Annotated in this window: 24 protein-coding genes; 7 read left to right on the top strand and 17 right to left on the bottom strand. The window is 63.4% G+C overall.

Features of this window, described 5'->3' with window-relative positions; all coding sequences use genetic code 11:
* The coding region (locus WAO18_RS23255; RefSeq protein WP_422208584.1) for a hypothetical protein at nt 1–725 on the top strand (725 nt) is incomplete at its 5' end.
* A 398-nt stretch (nt 726–1,123) separates the two neighbouring features.
* On the opposite strand, the gene WAO18_RS23260 is transcribed toward WAO18_RS23255, so the two are convergent.
* The 4 genes from WAO18_RS23260 to WAO18_RS23275 are packed head-to-tail and all read right to left on the bottom strand — an operon-like array spanning nt 1,124 to nt 3,607.
* Entirely contained in the window at nt 1,124–2,023 is a 900-nt protein-coding gene (locus tag WAO18_RS23260) for an alpha/beta fold hydrolase (RefSeq protein WP_422208585.1), read from the bottom strand.
* Between the two features lie 22 nt (nt 2,024–2,045).
* The gene (locus WAO18_RS23265; RefSeq protein WP_422208586.1) at nt 2,046–2,546 is read right to left on the bottom strand and encodes a hypothetical protein; all 501 of its coding nucleotides are present in this window, start codon (nt 2,544–2,546) and stop codon (nt 2,046–2,048) included.
* Complete coding sequence (locus WAO18_RS23270) at nt 2,543–3,103, bottom strand: mammalian cell entry protein (protein WP_422208587.1); 561 nt, start codon at nt 3,101–3,103, stop codon at nt 2,543–2,545. The genes WAO18_RS23265 and WAO18_RS23270 overlap by 4 nt, the downstream gene beginning before the upstream one ends.
* 30 nt (nt 3,104–3,133) lie before the next feature.
* A complete protein-coding gene (locus WAO18_RS23275) occupies nt 3,134–3,607 on the bottom strand; it encodes a VOC family protein (RefSeq protein WP_422208588.1) in 474 nt (157 codons plus the stop codon).
* A gap of 136 nt (nt 3,608–3,743) precedes the next feature.
* On the opposite strand from WAO18_RS23275, the gene WAO18_RS23280 reads away from it, so the two are divergent.
* Entirely contained in the window at nt 3,744–4,625 is an 882-nt protein-coding gene (locus WAO18_RS23280) for an alpha/beta fold hydrolase (RefSeq protein WP_422208589.1), read from the top strand.
* A 4-nt stretch (nt 4,626–4,629) separates the two neighbouring features.
* On the opposite strand, the gene gnd is transcribed toward WAO18_RS23280, so the two are convergent.
* Both gnd and WAO18_RS23290 read right to left on the bottom strand, forming a co-directional pair.
* Nucleotides 4,630–5,652, bottom strand: a complete 1,023-nt coding sequence (gene gnd / locus WAO18_RS23285) for a phosphogluconate dehydrogenase (NAD(+)-dependent, decarboxylating) (protein ID WP_422208590.1) — start codon at nt 5,650–5,652, stop codon at nt 4,630–4,632.
* A 14-nt stretch (nt 5,653–5,666) separates the two neighbouring features.
* Complete coding sequence (locus WAO18_RS23290) at nt 5,667–7,067, bottom strand: glucose-6-phosphate dehydrogenase (RefSeq protein ID WP_422208606.1); 1,401 nt, start codon at nt 7,065–7,067, stop codon at nt 5,667–5,669.
* 304 nt (nt 7,068–7,371) lie between these two features.
* Here WAO18_RS23290 and WAO18_RS23295 point away from each other — a divergent pair, with 304 nt between their 5' ends.
* A complete protein-coding gene (locus WAO18_RS23295; protein WP_422208591.1) occupies nt 7,372–8,175 on the top strand; it encodes an adenylate/guanylate cyclase domain-containing protein in 804 nt (267 codons plus the stop codon).
* A 20-nt stretch (nt 8,176–8,195) separates the two neighbouring features.
* Here WAO18_RS23295 and WAO18_RS23300 read toward each other — a convergent pair whose 3' ends face one another.
* The gene (locus WAO18_RS23300; RefSeq protein ID WP_422208592.1) at nt 8,196–8,354 is read right to left on the bottom strand and encodes a hypothetical protein; all 159 of its coding nucleotides are present in this window, start codon (nt 8,352–8,354) and stop codon (nt 8,196–8,198) included.
* 74 nt (nt 8,355–8,428) lie between these two features.
* On the opposite strand from WAO18_RS23300, the gene WAO18_RS23305 reads away from it, so the two are divergent.
* Nucleotides 8,429–9,109: a guanylate cyclase gene (locus tag WAO18_RS23305; protein ID WP_422208607.1), complete on the top strand. Its 681-nt coding sequence runs from the start codon at nt 8,429–8,431 to the stop codon at nt 9,107–9,109.
* 31 nt (nt 9,110–9,140) lie between these two features.
* Here the strand turns inward: WAO18_RS23305 and WAO18_RS23310 are convergent, their stop codons facing one another.
* The 6 genes from WAO18_RS23310 to WAO18_RS23335 form a co-directional block, all read right to left on the bottom strand.
* Entirely contained in the window at nt 9,141–9,539 is a 399-nt protein-coding gene (locus WAO18_RS23310) for a VOC family protein (protein ID WP_422208593.1), read from the bottom strand.
* 57 nt (nt 9,540–9,596) lie between these two features.
* Nucleotides 9,597–9,947, bottom strand: a complete 351-nt coding sequence (locus WAO18_RS23315) for a hypothetical protein (protein WP_422208594.1) — start codon at nt 9,945–9,947, stop codon at nt 9,597–9,599.
* A gap of 37 nt (nt 9,948–9,984) precedes the next feature.
* Nucleotides 9,985–10,506 (bottom strand): restriction endonuclease, encoded by a 522-nt coding sequence (locus tag WAO18_RS23320; RefSeq protein WP_422208595.1) that lies wholly within the window; start codon nt 10,504–10,506, stop codon nt 9,985–9,987.
* A gap of 332 nt (nt 10,507–10,838) precedes the next feature.
* On the bottom strand, nt 10,839–11,135 hold the full coding sequence (locus WAO18_RS23325) for an excalibur calcium-binding domain-containing protein (RefSeq protein ID WP_422208596.1): 297 nt from the start codon (nt 11,133–11,135) through the stop codon (nt 10,839–10,841).
* Nucleotides 11,136–11,166: 31 nt separating this feature from the next.
* Entirely contained in the window at nt 11,167–11,592 is a 426-nt protein-coding gene (locus WAO18_RS23330) for a limonene-1,2-epoxide hydrolase family protein (protein ID WP_422208597.1), read from the bottom strand.
* A 76-nt stretch (nt 11,593–11,668) separates the two neighbouring features.
* Nucleotides 11,669–12,037, bottom strand: a complete 369-nt coding sequence (locus WAO18_RS23335) for a DUF2255 family protein (RefSeq protein WP_422208598.1) — start codon at nt 12,035–12,037, stop codon at nt 11,669–11,671.
* Nucleotides 12,038–12,260: 223 nt separating this feature from the next.
* On the opposite strand from WAO18_RS23335, the gene WAO18_RS23340 reads away from it, so the two are divergent.
* The gene (locus WAO18_RS23340; RefSeq protein WP_422208599.1) at nt 12,261–12,656 is read left to right on the top strand and encodes a hypothetical protein; all 396 of its coding nucleotides are present in this window, start codon (nt 12,261–12,263) and stop codon (nt 12,654–12,656) included.
* 37 nt (nt 12,657–12,693) lie between these two features.
* Here WAO18_RS23340 and WAO18_RS23345 read toward each other — a convergent pair whose 3' ends face one another.
* Nucleotides 12,694–13,461, bottom strand: a complete 768-nt coding sequence (locus tag WAO18_RS23345) for an alpha/beta fold hydrolase (protein ID WP_422208600.1) — start codon at nt 13,459–13,461, stop codon at nt 12,694–12,696.
* A 163-nt stretch (nt 13,462–13,624) separates the two neighbouring features.
* On the opposite strand from WAO18_RS23345, the gene WAO18_RS23350 reads away from it, so the two are divergent.
* Nucleotides 13,625–14,263, top strand: coding sequence for a class I SAM-dependent methyltransferase (locus WAO18_RS23350; protein WP_422208601.1), 639 nt, complete (start codon nt 13,625–13,627; stop codon nt 14,261–14,263).
* A 46-nt stretch (nt 14,264–14,309) separates the two neighbouring features.
* Here WAO18_RS23350 and WAO18_RS23355 read toward each other — a convergent pair whose 3' ends face one another.
* Together WAO18_RS23355 and WAO18_RS23360 are read right to left on the bottom strand one after the other, a co-directional pair.
* A complete protein-coding gene (locus WAO18_RS23355) occupies nt 14,310–14,876 on the bottom strand; it encodes a dihydrofolate reductase family protein (protein ID WP_422208602.1) in 567 nt (188 codons plus the stop codon).
* Between the two features lie 332 nt (nt 14,877–15,208).
* Nucleotides 15,209–15,646 carry a VOC family protein gene (locus tag WAO18_RS23360; RefSeq protein ID WP_422208603.1) on the bottom strand — a complete coding sequence of 146 codons (438 nt, stop codon included), beginning with the start codon at nt 15,644–15,646 and terminating at the stop codon, nt 15,209–15,211.
* Between the two features lie 156 nt (nt 15,647–15,802).
* Between WAO18_RS23360 and arr the strand changes: the two genes are divergently transcribed.
* Entirely contained in the window at nt 15,803–16,213 is a 411-nt protein-coding gene (gene arr / locus WAO18_RS23365) for an NAD(+)--rifampin ADP-ribosyltransferase (RefSeq protein ID WP_422208604.1), read from the top strand.
* A 26-nt stretch (nt 16,214–16,239) separates the two neighbouring features.
* Here arr and WAO18_RS23370 read toward each other — a convergent pair.
* The coding region (locus tag WAO18_RS23370; RefSeq protein ID WP_422208605.1) for a DUF933 domain-containing protein at nt 16,240–16,867 on the bottom strand (628 nt) is incomplete at its 5' end.

Below are 16,867 nucleotides of genomic sequence, written 5' to 3' on the forward strand. Positions count from 1 at the left end.
GCAGTGTCCGGCAGTGGGCTACCGGTGTGGGTTTGGCTGGTGGAATCGCGGTGGCTGCCGCGATAATCGCGACGGCCGGCGCGCCGGTCATTCGCGCCGACACCGTCGATGACTTAATAGGTTCGGCTGATTGGAATGTAACGGGTGCCTCGACCATTGCTCTTTTCGATCCCAACATTGGGACAGATGGTGCGGCCAGCTCGTCCGCCGTCACCGACCCGGCCGGTTTGTTGAGCGAAGCGGCTACCAACCTCACCGGCGCGAACCAATTGTTGAACGACATCCCGAGCGGCGAGTTTGCACCGGTCGCCACTCAAATGATGCTGCAAGACACCGTATTGCAGGATCTGGGTTTCCTCGAATCGGCTGAGAGCTCCCTCTCGTCCTTAGACAACGGCGCTCTGTCGGACCTTCTCAATCCCTGGTTTACGAGCGTTGATCAGGGGTGGGAGCAAGCCAGCGAAGCGATGCTCAACGTTGATCAGGCGTTGGAGACTGCAGTCGCAACTGGATCAGCGACGGACGAGTCCACGGCTCTGCTGGGCTTGCTAACGCCTGACCTGGAAATCCTTGGACCCGGCGTTAACTCGTTCCTCATCATCTTTGCCGACCTAGTAACGGGTGCGGATCCCATTTCAGCCGCTGATTTCGCGTCGATTCTGGACCCTGCAGCGGTACTAGACCCCTCTATGTTCACCGACCTCGTCTCGTCTATTGGCTTCTGACTGCACATGACGCACGGTTTCCACGCGTGATGAACGAGACGATCCGCGAACGCGCCCTCATGGCAATGGTCGTAGTGACTCTTGCCGTGCCGATCGGTTCCACGGCCGCGGCCGATGAGATGGTTCCATTAGGCGGTGGGGCGCGGCTCGTGGTGAACCGGGACACCTATTGCACTTTGACGACGATCGGCCACGACAACGCCGGTGAATTGGTTGGTTTCACCACCGCGCACTGCGACGGTCCCGGCGCTCCAGTCACCGATGACGGTAACGGCGTCACGGTAGGTACTGTCGCATCCATCGACCGCAGTCAGGACTATGCGGTGGTCAAGCTAAGACCTAAACAAAGTGGCCTTGTTCGCCACCCCGGAAAGCTGCGACGAAGACGGCGAAGTTCCCTAGCGGGAGGAGCGGATGAACCCCAACACCAGCTCGGCGACTTCTTCCGGCTGGTCGAGCTGAAGAAAGTGTCCGGCGTTGTCGACGATGGTGACGTCGCTGTAGTCGGGAAGGGAGTTGGGGATCCAACGCGTGAAAGCCGATGTCATGCAACCGTCGTCGCGTCCGTGAAGGTAGAGACTCGACAGCGTCGGCGGCGACGTCCAGTGCCGGTGCAGCTCGCGGTACTGCGCCGGCGGGCGGGTGTTGCGGATCGTCGCACGGTAGGGGCCGAGCGCGGCGCGCCAGCTTTCCGGTGTGCCGATCGCGGCGTCGACGTGGCGCAGGTCCTCCTTGGCGTCATAGCCCGGCGACCACCGCCTCCACAGGCGCGGCAGCACCCAGGACGCGGAACGCTCTGGCAGCCAAGGCAATTGGAAGTACATGATGTACCAGCTGCGCAGCAGCTGAGGTGGGATCTGGGCCAGCAACCGGCCGGTATCGGGAACTCGTCCCCGAAACGCGGCCGCCGGGGGCACCGACATGATCACCGCTTTGGCGAATGGGCTGTCCGGGATTGCGGCCAGGCCGTTGGCGGTCATCGCGCCCCAGTCGTGGCCGATCACCACATCGCGGTCGGTGCCGCCGGCAGCCTCGCGCACCTGCAGCGCATCATGCATCAGCGCACCGATGTGATAGCTGCCGTCCGACGGAATCGACGACGGCGCGTAGCCGCGCATGAACGGCGCCACCACCCGCCAACCGGACTCGGCCAGTAGCGGCGCGACGTTCCGCCAGCCGTAAGCGGTGTCCGGAAATCCGTGCAGGCACAGCGCGATTGGCCCGTCGGACGGCCCCCACGTCAGGGCCTTCAACTCCACGTTCGGACCTTGAATATCGATCCACCGGGGTTTGGTCATCACCTGGTCCTTCACGTGGGCGTCAGTACTGGTCGAAATCGGAGATCAGCCAACGCCCACCGATCTTGTCCAGCGTCACCCGAACATCGGACTCGGTCTCGGTCGCAGGGGCATCCCCGATCCTGACGGTCTGGTTGACGAACAGCAGGACGACCGCATGATTCGGCGTCACCGACTCCGGCGCCGCCGCGGGCACACGGGCGGTCGCGACGACCCGCTGCTGTTTGGCGTTGGGTATCAGCTCTTGCTGGGTCCGCTGCGTGTAGGCGTTGAGGAACTCGCCGGTCAGCCGGCCCCGGGTGGCCGCCACATCTCGATCGACCGTGTCGTACCGAAACGTCAGCACCGCATCGGCGGAATCCCTTGCGGCCGCTACTGATTCACTGCGAGCAAGGTCGATGCCGCGAATCGACGAGTCTTTCCACTTCAGCACGCCCGCGGCGATCGCCAGCAGCAACACCAGGCCGGGAAGCAGGCCGTAAACCAACACCCGTGTCCAATTGACCGACTTGCGCTGCGTCATGACACGAATGCCACGTCGGAGACCTTGGCGCCGTCGCCCACCTTCTGCACGGTGATCCGCATCCGCAAGAACCGCGGCTCCAGATCGACTTGCGCAGGATCGGCGGGCTTCACCGTCACCGCGACCAGCACCCGTCCTTGGTCACCGCTCTGCGATTCCAGCCCTGCATCGGTGACGGCACCCAACGACCTTGTCCGGGTCTGCTTGGCGGCGTCGATGTAGGACTGCTTGCGGTGGGCAAAGCTGTCGGCGAACGTGCCGGTCGCCGAGTCCTGGATTCGTTGCGCGTCGGCCTCGGCGTGCTGATAGTCGACAGTGCTGAGGTTCACCGCGACATCCGCAGCGGCATGCACGAAGCGATCGCGCTGCATTTCCCGGTTCTGCGCTTCGTAGGTCCGGAAGCCGAGCCAGCCCATCAGCCCGGCCAATACCACTCCGGCGATCAAGCCGGCGACCAGCGCTATTCGTTCAACCTGTCCCGGGGACTGAATCCGCCGCACATATACGACGTCGGCCGGAGCATCGGACTCGGCGGAAATTGCCGCATCGTCTGGCATGTTTTCCAACGTACGTGGTCATGCCAAGGTTCAGACCGTAGACGCCGCATTCTCGAGATCTGCCAGGACGATCTTGCGCATGCCGTACATCGCCTGGGTGGCGGCGGTGGCGCGGGCCGGATCTGGATGGCTGACCAGATCGTAGAGCCGCTCTGGAATCACCTGCCAGCTCAGACCGAAACGGTCCTTGCACCAACCACACTGCGATTCCTCGCCGCCATCGGTCAGCCGATCCCAGTAGTAGTCGACCTCGTCCTGGTCCTTGCAGTTGATCGTGAAGGACACCGCCTCGCTGAACGTGAAGTGCGGACCACCGTTGATCCCGATGAACCGGTTGCCGTCCAGCACGAAGGTGCCGGACAGGACCGACCCCGGCTCACCTGGTCCGGCATCGGTGCTTCGGTTGAGGTCCTCGATGTGCGAGTTCGGAAATACCGAGATGTAGAACGCCGCTGCCTCCTCCAGGTTGTGGTCGAACCATAGTGAGGGCGTGATCGAGGGCATGGTTGCCTCCCTAGTCGTTGGTCGTGGTCAGCAGTGTTCACCCGGATAGACCCTCGCGACGCCAAAAAATCACCGCTGTAACGTCAGGCGGATAATGCCTGGCAACGATGCCAGGCATTTAGCCGAGGAGCCGCCCGTGACTGCCGTGCGCAACACTCCACACACTGTCGAGTTTTCCGGTGTTCAGGGCCTCACCCTGGTCGCTGACGAGTGGCGCGGTCAATCGACGGGCGGCGCCGACGTGGCGGCCGGACGGCCAACGATCCTCATGCTGCACGGCGGTGGGCAGAATCGGTTCTCCTGGAAGAACACCGGCCAGGTCTTGGCCGACGAAGGATTCCACGTGGTCGCCCTGGACAGCCGCGGCCACGGCGACAGCGACCGGGCACCCGACGCCGACTACGACGTCGAGACGATGACCGCCGACGTCATGCAGGTGCTCGACGCCATCGGCCGGCCGGTGATCCTGATCGGGGCGAGCATGGGCGGGCTGACCGGCATCCTCGTCGCGGATCGGGCCGGACCGGAGCGAGTCACCAGGCTGGTGCTCGTCGACGTCGTCCCGCGGTTCGAGAAGAACGGCAGCGCTCGCATCCGTGACTTCATGTTCAGCGGGTTGCACGGGTTCGCCACCCTCGACGAGGCCGCCGACGCCGTCGCCGCATACCTGCCGCACCGGACCCGGCCGCGCAGCCCGGAGGGGCTGAAGAAGAACCTGCGCCTGCGCGACGGCCGCTGGTACTGGCACTGGGATCCGGCCTTCATGACCAAACCCGGGGACGACCCGGAATTGCGCACCGAGAGCTTCGAACGCGCCGCTGCCGACTTGACCATCCCGGTGCTGCTGATCCGCGGCAAGCTTTCCGATGTGGTCAGCCCGGAAGGTGTGCGGCACTTCCTGGACACGGTGCCCAACGCGGAGTTCGTCGAACTGTCCGACGCCGGCCACACCGCGGCGGGCGATGACAACGACGCCTTCAGCGACGTGGTGGTGACGTTCGCGACTAGGCCGGCATAAACGGCTAGTTCGCCGGCTTTTCGGCGTGGCCGCCGAACTGCTTGCGCATCGCCGAGAGCGCCTGGTTGGCGAAGTCGTCCAGGCTGCGCGAGGCGAACCGCGACTGCAGTGCGGTCGTCAACACCGGCGCGGGGACTCCCTCGTCGATCGCTGCGATCGCCGTCCAACGACCCTCACCGGAGTCGGAGACTCGACCGGAGAACTCCTTGAGGTCGGGCGACTCGTGCAGCGCGATCGCGGTCAGGTCCAGCAGCCAGGACCCGATGACGCTGCCGCGCCGCCAGACCTCGGCAACGTCGGGGATATCGAAGTCGTACTTGTAGCACTCGGGATTGGACAGCGGCGCCGTTTCGGCATCACCCTGCTCAACGCGAGTCCCAATGTCGGCGTTGCGCAAGATGTTCAAGCCTTCGGCGAGCGAGGCCATCATGCCGTACTCGATGCCGTTGTGCACCATCTTCACGAAGTGCCCCGCCCCGGAGGGTCCGCAGTGCAGGTATCCCTTTTCCGACTCGGCGATCTCACCGCTGCGACCGGGAGTGCGCGGCGCGGCGTCAACCCCTGGCGCAACCGTGGCGAATATCGGCTCGGCATGCCCGAATGCTTTGTCGTCGCCGCCGATCATCAGGCAGTAACCGCGCTCACGACCCCACACGCCACCGCTGGTGCCACAGTCGAGCAGGTGAATGCCCTTCTCGGACAGCGTCTTTGCATGCTTGAGATCGTCCCGGTAATAGGAGTTACCGCCGTCGATCACGATGTCGTCGGCCTCCAGCACCTTGGACAAATTCTCGATCACGCCGGTGGTGATGTCGCCGGCAGGCACCATCACCCAGACCAGTCGCGGCTTGCTGAGTTTCTCGGCCAACTCCGACAGCGAAAAAGCTGCGGTGATCCCGTCGTCGTGAGCCATCGCCTTGACCGCATCCGGATTGTGGTCGTAGACAACGGATTCGTGGCCACCGTCGACCACTCGGCGGACGATGTTCGCACCCATTCGGCCCAAGCCGATCATCCCAAGCTGCATGGTGTCCTGTCTCCTTAGTGGTGGTTACCGGCTAGCCACGGCTGTTGCCAGCCGCGATGACCTCGTAGCAGTTCGCGTGCCGCGTCCGGCCCCCAGCTGCCGGGGTCGTACTGATGGATTTCGGCAGGGTCGTCGAGCAGGGGCTGCACAATCCGCCAGGTTTCCTCAATCCCGTCCTCACGGGCGAACAGTTGGTGATCTCCGGTCAGCGCGCCGTGCAGCAGTCGTTCGTAGGGCAGCAGCGGCTCGCCCAGGTCCTGCACGAACGACGAGTCCAGGTGCAAGTCGCGCCAGCGGTCGCCGTCGAGCGCGGTCAGCTGCAACCGCAGGCCGGGATCGGGGTCGATGCGCAACACAATCTGATTGGGCTCGGCCCGGCGGCGATCGGGCAGGAAGGCCAGTGACGGGACGCGGTGGGTGAACAACCGCACCTCGGTGACCCTTTCGGTCAGCGCCTTGCCCGCACGCAGGAAGATCGGCACCCCGGCCCAGCGCCAGTTGTCGATCTCGACACGCAGTGCGACGAAGGTCTCGGTATCCGAATTCTTGGCCACGCCGTCGACATCGGTATAGCCGCGATATTGGCCCCGCACGCAGCGGTCGGGGTCGATCGCCGGTATCGACCGCAGCACGTCGGCCTTCTTGTCGTTGAGGTCGTCTGCGCTCGGTCCGACGGGAGGCTCCATCGCCACGCCGGCGAGCACCTGCAGCAGATGGTTCTGCACGACATCACGCAAGGCGCCGACCCCGTCGTAGAAGCGGCCGCGATCATCGACGCCGAAGTTCTCGGCCATGGTGATCTGGATTTCGTGGATGCTTGTGCGGTCCCACAGCTCGGTGAGCGCCAGGTTGCCGAACCGCAGATACTCAAGTTCGACGACGGGTTCCTTACCCAGGAAGTGGTCCACCCGGAAGATCTGGTCCTCGTCGAGCACGGCGCGCAATCGCTTGTTGAGTTCGCCCGCGGATTTCAGGTCGTGGCCGAAGGGTTTTTCCACCGCTACCCGAGATCCGTCCAGCAGCTCAGCTTCGGCCAGGTTCTCCACGATCGGCGCGAACAGCGAAGGCGGCATTTCCAGGTAGTACAGGCAGTTGTGCTTCGGACCGATCTTCTTCTTGAGTGCGTCGTAGAGCGCGGAATCGGTCACGTCGCCGTGAAGATAGGACAGCCGATGCGCGAATCGGTCGAATACTTTGCCGTTTATTTTTTCGCCGGCGCCCTCGATCGCCTTCCGGGCCCATTTGACCAACTCCTCGACGCTGATGTCATCGCTGGCGACGCCGATAATCGGGCACTCCAGCAGTCCCCGGCGCTCAAGGCGATAGAGGGCTTGGAAGGTCATTTTTCGGGCCAAATCGCCAGTGATTCCGAAGATCACCAGCAGGTCTGAGGCCTTATCGCCGGATTCGGCCAATCGGTCCTCCACGATCCATCGACTAGTCAGTGCGGCTTCCACACTTGCACGCTTCAACACTTGCACAATGGGCCCGACTCGACCCCGCCGCGGCCACGTTCAACCCTAAACACTGCGGTTCGGCCGGACAACCGACAGACGTGCTGTGTACCCAGTTACTCAACCGGCCAAAAGAGGCAATTCCAGAATTCGCGGAATATACACTCTCGGTTGACCTTTCGATTTCCGGCCAGCTACGCCCAACGGCAACGCTATTTCGCCGATCTGGCACTGTCGCTGCGGAAGCCACGACTGATCGGGGAAGATGCGTGCCATGCACGATCAGTTGTTGATCGCGGTCTATGCGCTGGCCGGCCTCGCGGCCGTAGAGGCCGCAGCCCTGGGCGTCCTGTGGGTGCTGCTAAGGCGCACCAGGGCTGAAGTCGAAGCGCTGCGGCAGCCGCCCGACATCTTGAGTTTTGGGACAAAGGCGGTCAAGACGGTGTGGCAGACCGCAAATCTGGTGCGCAAGGAAGGGTTCGGCGCCGCGATGCGCAGCTCGATCGAGGACCTCGCCGACTGGGCCGAGGTGGAGCGGCCGGATCTGGCCCGAGTCATTCCGGACGGCAGGGGCGCGATTCTGTTCTCCGATATCGAGGAGTCGACGGCGCTCAACGAGCGGGTCGGCGACCGGGCCTGGGTGCGGCTGATCGGCGAGCACGACAAGCAGGTTCGCCGGCTGGTCAAGGCGCGGTCCGGGCATGTGGTGAAGAGCCAGGGCGACGGGTTCATGATCGCCTTCGCAAGTGCCGAGCAGGCGGTGCGTTGCGGTATCGACATGCAGGACGCGCTTCACCGAAATGCGCAACACAAGCGGCGCAACGGGATTCGGGTAAGGATCGGGATTCACCAGGGCCGCTCGGTGCGGCGCGGCGACGACCTGTTCGGCCGCAACGTGGCGATGGCGGCCCGCGTGGCCGCCGAAGCCTGTGGCGGGGAGGTTTTGGTGAGCGACACGGTGCGTGACGCTCTCAACGATTGCGACGACCTCGAGTTTGACGGCGGCCGTGACGTCGAGCTGAAGGGCTTCGCCGGCACCCACCGGCTCTACGCCGTCGCCGCGGCTTGAAGCTCAGGATGCTCGCCCGGCTAGCCTTCGCCGGCCTCGGCGAGGCGCTGCTGCAGCCGGTCACGGATCTCGTTAGGCGTGTATGCCCGGCGTCGGCGCTGATCGCGGATTACCAGCGCTCCCCCGGCCGCGACCCCGACCACTCCGGCCAAACCCAGCAATTTCCAGATGGTGCGCATCGGCTCAGGTTATTCGTGAGTGCATCCCGATGAGGTCGGTATGTGCATAAGGTGCGGTGGTGGATGAACACACCGTGAGCCTGGACCGCGCCCTGGAGGAAACCAGGACCGGCGACGTCTGGCTATTTCGCGGGCAATCCGGACCCGACCGCGCGATACAGACGATGTCGAACAGCCCGGTCAACCACGTAGCTATGACGGTCGCGATCGAGGATCTACCGCCGTTGATGTGGCATGCCGAACTTGGCGACAAACTCACCGACGTCTGGACCGCTAGCAACCACCGCGGTGTGCAGCTCAACGACGCCCGGGAAGCCGTGGAGCGGTGGCTCACCCGCTACGGACAGCGGTGTTGGTTGCGTCAGATGACCCCGGACGTCGACCGCGAGCAGGAGAACCGGCTGCTGCGCGTCATCGCCCGGATGGACGGCACACCATTCCCGTCCACAACGCGGCTCACGCTGCGGTGGCTACGCGGTCAACTGCCGACCGCGTACGACTGGGTGCGCGGAATCCCGGTGTTGGACGCCCGCGTTCGCGAATCAACGCGGCGACGCAACGCACAGCAGCGGCAGGGCCGCTTCGAATCCGCCTATTGCGCCGAGACAGTGGCCGTCACCTACGAGGAGATGGGCCTTATCGAGACCGAGAAGCGGTCGAATTGGTTTGACCCGGGCCGCTTTTGGAGTGGTGACGATCTGCCGCTGATAGCGCCCTATCGCCTGGGGAGCGAAATCGCGGTAATTGCGGACTGACAACCCACGCTCCGCTGGATCGGGCCCACTCTCACACGCCGAACTTGGCGCGGGCGTCGTCGGTCACCGGGGTGAACAGGTTGACCAGATTGCCGTCCGGGTCCCGGAATAGCAGTGCACGATTGCCCCAGGGCATCGTCGTCGGCGCTGTCACGACCTCGCCTACGTGCGCGTGCAGCCGTTCGTACTCGACGTCCACGTCGTCGACGATGAACTCGATGATCGCGCTTCGGTTCGCCCCCGGCTCGGCGGATCCCACTCCGAACAGTGGCACGGTCTTGTCGCTGCCAATGGCCAAAGTCCCTACCGGCGTGGGGATCTCAGCGAAAAGCTCGTTGCCCCATACGGCGGCGGTTTCAGTGACTTTCTCGTAGAACTCGACGAGCCGTGGAACGTCGGCGGTGATTATCCGCGTCGAAACGAATTTCATGGACGCGATACTAGGCACCGCCTCCGACAAGGAAGCGCTACCGGCTGCGGCGTCCGGTCAGATCGGGGTCCAGATTTTGTTGTTCCAGAATCCCCAGGCGCGGGCGGTCATGTTCCACATCACGCTGGCGCCGGGCGCCCATGGCGGTGGTGGCGGCTGCGGCGGCGCCCACATTGGCGGGACGCCCCAAGGTCCGTTGCCCATCGGACCGCCCTGGCCGGCCGCACGTTGCCAGTCGTGGCACTGATTCCAGTCCCAGTCGTAGATGCTGCCCCAGCCCGGGTCCCAGGCCTGACCGGGACACCAGTGAAAGCTCGGCGCGGGGGCCGCCTGCGCGATACCACCCGCGGCCAAGACCGTAGCACCGCACACGAGCGCCCAAGCCGCTGCTCGCCTCATAGTCGCCATCCCCCAGAGTTTGCCTTAGCGAGACTGCGGGCAAGCCCTAAACCGCGCGTCGCGCTGGAGGCGGTACCCACGCCTGCAGGGCTCTGCGACCAATCAATTGGCAGTTGTGGGTATGGGCCAACTGGGTGGCCGCATCCGTGAATTCCTGATTGCTGATGACAATGCTCCTGGCGCATCCATGGTGGCGCGCGCCGGCGACCACCTGTTGAACGGCCGCGACGCCGACTGGCTTGCCGAGTCGCTTGCACTGGACCGCCACCGATTTGCCGTCTTTTTCGCCGATCAGGTCGACGCCGTAGTCGCCGCTGGCCGGGGTGAACCTCACCCGCCAGCCGGCCCGTTGTAGCCGGGCCGCGACGTAGCCCTCGAACTCCGTTCCGGTCATGGCGTCGATCGCCGCCATCCCGTCGGCCCGCCCTCGCCGATTGCCCTCAGCGGAGAGCAGCACGGCCAGAATCAAACCAACGGCCGCGCCTACCAGACCTGTCCTAACGCTATGGCCGACGAGACCCGCGACGATCCCGAAGTACAGCGGCAGGAAGAGGTAGGTAATTCTCATGTCGGGCCGATGATAAGGACAGTCACCGACAATTGTGGTTAGGCCGGACTCACGTTGTCATCTGCTTGCCTTGGACGGCTCGTGGGCAAGGCCGTCGTTGTCGAGGTCGAGATCCGGCCGATAGGCGGGGTCAGTCCATGGGATGCTCCAACGCCCGTCGGCGTGCGCGCCATTTCAGTTTTGGTAGGGCGGGTCTGCTAATTCAGCTGGCGCAGCAGCGATTTGGACACCGAAGATGAGCGATGTGATGGCGAGTGCGCTGCGCAGCACAACGACCCCTGCTGAGTATCTCCTGGTAAGACGAGTTTAGCCGCTGACTAGCACGGTGCTGATCATCGGCCTTTGTAGGGCTCGCAGGCGAAACCGTCACCGTCGCGGTCCAGCGCCGACCGATACGCCGGGTCATTGGAGGGGATGTTAAAGCGCCCGTCGGCGTGCGCTTCGCTGCAGTTTCGATACGGTGGGTCAGCCAATGCGGCTGGCGCGATGGCGATCCCGAAGCCGACCGCGAGCGATGCAAGAGCGAATAGCGTACGCAGCATTAAATCCCCTGTAGTTGATCCACCTAAATTCCGGGCGCAGCTTAGAGGCGCGGGACGCCTGCCCGCGGAGGTTTCGACAGGGCACATGTGAAATTCAAATGTGCGCGCCGTTGTGGACTCAGGGCCCGATCTGCTCAAACATCTGCGCCGGATCGCTGCCGAGTTGGCGGGCGATGTCGCCGGTGTCCCAGTACTCGCGCCAGCAGGTGATGGCACCGTCGCGGACTTCGAAGATCGCCGTCACATAGAACGAGACTCGTCTGCCCGCAATCACATTCACGTCGAGCCGCTCCACCACGACCGTATCGTCGTTGGAGACGACCGTTCGAATCTCGCTGCCGTCGACCATGCCGGACGCCAGCTGGTTGTGTTTCTCCAGCTCGGCGCGCGCCGCATCGCGTCCACGGATGATCGGTGACAGTGGCACGTTGAGCTGCCATACGAAGTCATCCGCCATCAAGGCAGTCATGGCGTCGACATCCATGTGCTCGCCGTATGCCGCGTGTACGAAGTCGAGGACTATCCGTTCAATTCCATCTGCCATCGATCTACTCCCTGATCAGCTCGAATCATCAAGGTAGACCGGCGTCCGGGTCGTCGGGTGTGCTTACACGGTTCGCTTAACTGAGCAACCGAAGCGTCGTCGCTGCGGCTTGGTCTCCGACCATGTTTCCGGTAGAACCGCCGCCGTACTTGGCGCGGTAGGCGTCGTCAACATCCTGGCGCAGTCCCGACGGGCCGACACCGACGTCCTCGATGTGCACGTCGACTTCTACGCCGGGGACACGCACGCGTGCGCGTGTTGTCTTCAAGGCAAGGCCGAACCATCCGGTATCTCTGCGGTACCACGTGCGGACGTAGACGTCGCCGCCGACGTGCACGGCCCAAATCGGCGTCCAGGGCCGCAGGGTTCCGTCCGCGCGAAGTACCGCAATTTCGAGTTCGCGGGCGGCATCGACGTGAGCGAGCTGCTCTGGTGTCCAGCTCATGGTTGCGGAGCGTACTTAACCGCCGAATGCACCGGCCGCTCCCGTTGTGCGACAAACAGAACAACGGGAAAACGGCGGTTGGACAGCAGATGCACAATTCTTTCTCGGCCTGCTCAGTGCGGTCGTTGCGGGATACCGTCACAAGGTCTGAAAAGCCCTCGCCGGTGCTGGCTGCAGGGCCCGGTTACGGCGGACAGTAACCCCGAAAAGCTCAGGAGCAGGCGTGACCACAATCGAGACACCCACCGCATCCCAGACGATCGACAGCGCCCTTCATCTGATCATCGAGGCAATCGAGGCCAACCCGCCGGCGCCCGGCGCAGGCGTCGAGGTGACGTTCTACGTGCCCACCGGAGTTGTGATGGGCAACCTGGAGCCGTGCTGGTATTTCGACCAGAAACTTCTGCACTACATCCAGACGACTGGCATTGACCACAGCCACCCGACTCCTACCGAAGGAAGCTGCGGAAAACATCAATTCGTGCATTTGTCCAAAGTCGCCTACCAATGGACAAGCGGTGACATCAACCAGCACGATCAGGTGCGCGTGCGGTTATCCGACGTTCACTCCTGGGCCTTCGGCCGCGGCCAGCTCAGCTTCAAGGATCTGCACCGCTAGCGCGCTTCGACGACGTCGCCGTCGGCGTCGGCGTCGGCTATGCCCACTGCGCGAACCAGTCCATCAGAAGTCCTGCGACAGCGTCGGGTTGTTCGTCCGGAATCCAGTGTGATCCCGGAAGCACTTCGAATCGAAAGTCTTGCGTCACGTAACGTTCGGACTGACGGGCAGCGCTTTCGAGGATGTAGTAGTCACCATCGCTCCAGATCATCAGAGTTGGAACGCCAACCCTGCCGACGCGGCCGGACCACGGCGCAGCGCGATACCAGTTGAGTGCCGCAGTGTAGGCACCTGGCTTCGTCATGGCCCTTGCGTCGCGGTCGGCAAGGTCTGGGTGTTGGCCCCCAGACCTCAGCATTTTGGCCAACCTTTTCGCGCTCGCGTCGCCACCGAGGTAGTACCGCTCCGGGATAAATGGCAGTTGATAGGCGTAGGCGTACCACGAAAGCAAACCCTGCCGGCTAGTCAACATCGCGTTCTGTAGCGCGCTTGGGTGCGGACTGGAAAGTGATGACAACGTCCACACCCTCTCGGGGTGCTTAGCCGCGAAACTCCAGGCCACCAACCCGCCGAAGTCATGCCCAACCAGGTGCACCCGGTCCGCCCCGCTTGCATCGACAAGCGCGCCCGCGTCTTCGACTAACTCGGACATCCGATAATCGCGGCGGCGAGTCGGTCGTGCGCCAGGCGAGATGCCTCGCTGGTTTGGCGCCAAGCATCGATAACCCGCACCCGTCAGGCGCGGAATGACCTCGCCCCACGCCTTGAACAAACTGCTCCATTGCAAAATCATCAGGTCTGACATGGCATTCGCAAGCGATTTCCCGAAGTCGCGAGGAGGGCTACTTCGCGGCGGCCTTACGGGTGACTAGACGTTGAAACGGAATTCGACGAGGTCGCCGTCGGCCGTTAGGTCACTTCATCTAATAGCCGTGCCGCATCAGTATCCGTTGCCCTACGGTCGTGGGATGGGGGTCCGGGACGTCGTCATGGCGGGTGTTGCGAAGCAGCTCGGTCATCCAGATGGGCTGCGCGGGCGGCTGGTTGGTGCGGCGCTCAATCGGGGCAACCGGCGCTTCGTGAGCGCCGCCGCGCGGGCGCTGCAACCCGATGAAGCGTGGGCGGTGGCCGATGTCGGATTCGGTGGCGGCGTGGGGCTGAAATTTTTGCTCGACAGTGTCGGTCCGTCGGGCAGCGTTCATGGTGTCGAGGTGTCGGAGACGATGCTCAGCCAGGCCGCGGGGCGATACCGCCGCGACATCGCAACCGGGCGGCTGTCGTTGCATTCCGGGTCCATGACGCAGCTGCCCTTCGCCGATGGGGCAGTGGACGGCGCTATTACCGTCAACACCATCTACTTCGTCGGAGAGCTCGATCGTGCGTTCAGAGAGCTTGCCAGGGTGATAAACCGTCAGGGTCGACTCGTCATCGGACTGGCCGACCCCGCCGTGATGGCAAAAATGCCATTCACCGGACACGGCTTTCATCTCCGTCCGGTGCCGGAGGTGATCGACACGTTACGCAGCACCGGCCTCACAGTCGAACACCGTCAGATCAGTGAAGGGGTCAACGCACCGCACCTGCTGATCGCCCACGCCGTAGATTGAAGCGTCGCGAACGAGTGCGGGATCTCGATCGTTGCGGAGCAACTTGTCACCGACGAGGCAGATAGCGCAACAAGGCGGTGCCATCGTCGAAGATCAGGTGCTCGACCAGTGTCAGATCGAGGCGCACGTCGTCGGGCAGGGCGCGTAGGCCGCCGCCAACAATCTTCGGAACAACGAAGAACCGGAATTCGTCGACCAGGCCTGCACTGATCGCCGGAGCCGCGACGGTCGGCCCGAAGATCTCGACCAGGCCCGTCGCATCATCCACTATTTGCTGCAACTCGCTCAGGCTGATGTCAGGCACGAGGCGGACCCGGCCCGACCCGAGGTCCTCGTGCCTCAGTGTCGACGACACCACGACCTTGTCGGTGTCCTGCCAGTGCCTGGCAAACTGCCGGTCGGCCGGGGATGAGTCGTCATCGTCCGGGTAGTCCTCCCAGTACTGCATCAGCTCATACGTCTTGCGGCCCAGCACCTCGGTCGACACCGTCGCCATCCGGTCGATATGGGCAGCGAAGACGGCCCCGCCCGGAGCCGACCACTGGAAGTCGCCATCGGCGTCGGCGACGTAGCCGTCGAGAGAGATCGTCGCGCAATAACTCAGCGTCCCCATGCTGACCTCCACAGGATCTTCGTGCCGAAATTGGTTCGGCACAGTCGCTCATAAGACTCGCGCGCCCACCTGAACTCATCGCGCCCGCGGAACACTGAGGGCCTTGTCGGCGAACCCTAGACGTTGAACCGGAACTCGACGACGTCGCCGCTCACCGCCACGAACGTTGCGACGGTTCGCCATTGGTGTCAGCGAAACTCAGCGGCCGACCCGAGTCGCGGTCGACATGGATGCTCATGTGCTCTCCCTACGAAGCGTTGCCCTGCCATCGAGTTTGCTACATGTGACAGCAGCTCGAAAACTGTGCTGCGCTTCGCCTCATCGGAAATGAGTCAGTTCTTATTCAACTCCTCAGCGAGCATCACGATGATCCCGCTGGGACCTCGCAGATATGTGAGCTTGTACATGTCCTGATAGGTGGCGACACCGCGGAGCGGGTGGCAACCGTGTTTAGCAGCTACGTCAAGGGCCGTATCAATGTCGTCGACGGAGAATGCGACACGATGCATGCCGATCTCGTTGGGTTGGGTTGGCGTCGACTCGATCGCTTCGGGGTGGATGTATTCAAACAGCTCGATGCGACCGTTGCCGTCCGGCGTCTGGAGCATTGCGATGTTGGCGTAGTTGCCGTCAAGTCCAACGGCGATGTCGGTCCACTCGCCACTGACTGTGTCGCGTCCGACGAGGGTGAGACCAAGATCGGTAAAGAACGCGATCGCCGCGTGGAGGTCATCCACAGCGATGCCTACGTTCTCAAGTTTGATGGCCACGTGCTTACGCTAACGGGTAGCGGCATCTGCGAACACTTCCCTAGCACCCTCGCGACCTATCAACTGCGCTAGACGGTGAACCGGAATTCGACCGGATACCGTTGCCGAACAACGTCACAAGGCGTTGCGCAGCCGCAGGCCCCGTAATCTGAGGCCATGGATGCGGTGCTGGACGAAGGTCCGTTTTTCCACGGAACAAAGGCCGAACTGAGGGCAGGAGACCTGCTTACCGCAGGCTTCCGTTCCAACTACCGGCCGGAAATCACGATGAACCACATCTATTTCACCGCCCTGCGAGACGGTGCCGGATTGGCGGCCGAGCTAGCGGCCGGCGAGGGCACGCCGCGGGTCTATCTCGTGGAACCGACCGGTGAGTTCGAGAACGATCCGAACGTCACCGATAAGAAGTTCCCCGGCAATCCGACCCGCTCCTACCGCAGCCGCGAGCCCGTCCGGGTCATCGCAGAAGTCGACGACTGGACGCGGCTGTCTCCCGAGGCACTCCAGTCGTGGCACGACCGATTGGCCGCGCTTCGAGCGGACGAGCGCGGCGAGATCATCAACTGAGCATCGGCTCACCGATGGCGTTCGGCCTAGACGTTGAAGCGGAACTCCACGACGTCGCCGTCGGCCATCACGTAGTCCTTGCCCTCCATACGAACCTTGCCGGCGGCCTTGGCCGCGGCCATCGACCCTGCGGCGACCAGATCGTCGTAGGACACGATTTCGGCCTTGATGAAACCCTTTTCGAAGTCGGTGTGGATCACGCCGGCCGCCTTCGGTGCTGTGTCACCCTGATGAATTGTCCACGCCCGCGACTCTTTTGGCCCGGCCGTCAAATAGGTCTGCAGCTTCAAGGTGTGAAAACCGGCCCGCGCCAACGCATCCAGGCCGCGCTCGGTCTGGCCGATCGACTCCAGCAGCTCGGCGGCCGATTCGTCGTCGAGTTCGGTCAGCTCGGACTCGATCTTGGCGTCCAGGAAAACCGCATCCGCCGGTGACACCAATGCCCGCAGCTCGGCGACTCGATCGGCATCGGTCAGCACCGACTCGTCGGCGTTGAACGCGTACAAGAAGGGTTTGGTAGTCAGCAGATTCAATTCCCGCAACAGCAGCGCATCGGCCTCCGCCGCGAACAACGTCGTCCCGCCATCGAGCGTTTGCTGCGCGGCCATGGCAGCGTAGTAGAGCGGCTTGCGCTCCTTGTTGTTGCGGGCCTCC

The sequence above is a fragment of the Mycobacterium sp. genome (assembly GCF_049278535.1).
In the GTDB taxonomy this organism is placed as follows: Bacteria; Actinomycetota; Actinomycetes; order Mycobacteriales; family Mycobacteriaceae; genus Mycobacterium.

Excerpts from the sequence above, each read along its gene's own strand:
- WAO18_RS23260 (WP_422208585.1), bottom strand. The coding sequence starts at position 2,023 with ATGACCAAACCCCGGTGGATCGATATTCAAGGTCCGAACGTGGAGTTG.
- WAO18_RS23265 (WP_422208586.1), bottom strand. The coding sequence starts at position 2,546 with ATGACGCAGCGCAAGTCGGTCAATTGGACACGGGTGTTGGTTTACGGC.
- WAO18_RS23270 (WP_422208587.1), bottom strand. The coding sequence starts at position 3,103 with ATGCCAGACGATGCGGCAATTTCCGCCGAGTCCGATGCTCCGGCCGAC.
- WAO18_RS23275 (WP_422208588.1), bottom strand. The coding sequence starts at position 3,607 with ATGCCCTCGATCACGCCCTCACTATGGTTCGACCACAACCTGGAGGAG.
- gnd (WP_422208590.1), bottom strand. The coding sequence starts at position 5,652 with ATGCAGCTTGGGATGATCGGCTTGGGCCGAATGGGTGCGAACATCGTC.
- WAO18_RS23295 (WP_422208591.1), top strand. The coding sequence starts at position 7,372 with ATGCGTGCCATGCACGATCAGTTGTTGATCGCGGTCTATGCGCTGGCC.
- WAO18_RS23300 (WP_422208592.1), bottom strand. The coding sequence starts at position 8,354 with ATGCGCACCATCTGGAAATTGCTGGGTTTGGCCGGAGTGGTCGGGGTC.
- WAO18_RS23310 (WP_422208593.1), bottom strand. The coding sequence starts at position 9,539 with ATGAAATTCGTTTCGACGCGGATAATCACCGCCGACGTTCCACGGCTC.
- WAO18_RS23315 (WP_422208594.1), bottom strand. The coding sequence starts at position 9,947 with ATGGCGACTATGAGGCGAGCAGCGGCTTGGGCGCTCGTGTGCGGTGCT.
- WAO18_RS23320 (WP_422208595.1), bottom strand. The coding sequence starts at position 10,506 with ATGAGAATTACCTACCTCTTCCTGCCGCTGTACTTCGGGATCGTCGCG.
- WAO18_RS23325 (WP_422208596.1), bottom strand. The coding sequence starts at position 11,135 with ATGTGCCCTGTCGAAACCTCCGCGGGCAGGCGTCCCGCGCCTCTAAGC.
- WAO18_RS23330 (WP_422208597.1), bottom strand. The coding sequence starts at position 11,592 with ATGGCAGATGGAATTGAACGGATAGTCCTCGACTTCGTACACGCGGCA.
- WAO18_RS23335 (WP_422208598.1), bottom strand. The coding sequence starts at position 12,037 with ATGAGCTGGACACCAGAGCAGCTCGCTCACGTCGATGCCGCCCGCGAA.
- WAO18_RS23345 (WP_422208600.1), bottom strand. The coding sequence starts at position 13,461 with ATGTCAGACCTGATGATTTTGCAATGGAGCAGTTTGTTCAAGGCGTGG.
- WAO18_RS23350 (WP_422208601.1), top strand. The coding sequence starts at position 13,625 with ATGGGGGTCCGGGACGTCGTCATGGCGGGTGTTGCGAAGCAGCTCGGT.
- WAO18_RS23355 (WP_422208602.1), bottom strand. The coding sequence starts at position 14,876 with ATGGGGACGCTGAGTTATTGCGCGACGATCTCTCTCGACGGCTACGTC.
- arr (WP_422208604.1), top strand. The coding sequence starts at position 15,803 with ATGGATGCGGTGCTGGACGAAGGTCCGTTTTTCCACGGAACAAAGGCC.